The organism is Asticcacaulis sp. P4_H10, assembly GCF_056400965.1.
The window spans coordinates 1-518 of the sequence record NZ_JBFUKH010000020.1 but is presented as its reverse complement, the minus strand read 5'-3'; the positions used below and the strand labels follow the sequence as shown (position 1 = coordinate 518).

1 pseudogene is annotated in these 518 nt (G+C 62.4%); it reads left to right on the top strand.

Annotated features, from left to right (window positions below):
• Positions 1–518, top strand: a pseudogene (locus tag AC1DON_RS21815) (TonB-dependent receptor); the annotation flags it as partial.

The window sequence follows — 518 nt, the reverse complement described above, 5'->3', positions numbered from 1 at the left end:
GCACGCCGCCGCGTCCGACCGCCAACGGCACCAACCCAACGGCAACACGCGGCAACCCCGCCCTGCTGCCGCTGGAATCGTCGAACGTCGACTTCTCCGCTGAATGGTACTACGGCAGCGATTCCTACGTGTCGCTCGGCTTCTACAACAAGGACGTCAGCAACTTCGTCGGCACCGGCCGCATCCAGGCGAACCCGTTCGCCCTGCGTGACCCGTCGTCTGGCGCTGCTGGCTCGCGTTCGGGCATCGCCAAGGGTCTGCTGGCTGGCATCAACCAGTCGACGACCGACGTGAACCTGTTCACGATGACGGCGCTGTATGATCACTACCTCAAGACCGGCAGCAACTCGGCTACGGCTCAAAACCAGGCGCGTGCGGACTACCAGGCTAACCTGGACGGCAGCGGCAACCTGAACCAGACCTATGTCGATCAGGTGCTGAAGGCCTACGATCTGGTCGCTGACGCCAACGACCCGCTGTTCGTGTTCGAGACCAATATTCCGGTCAACAACAAGACC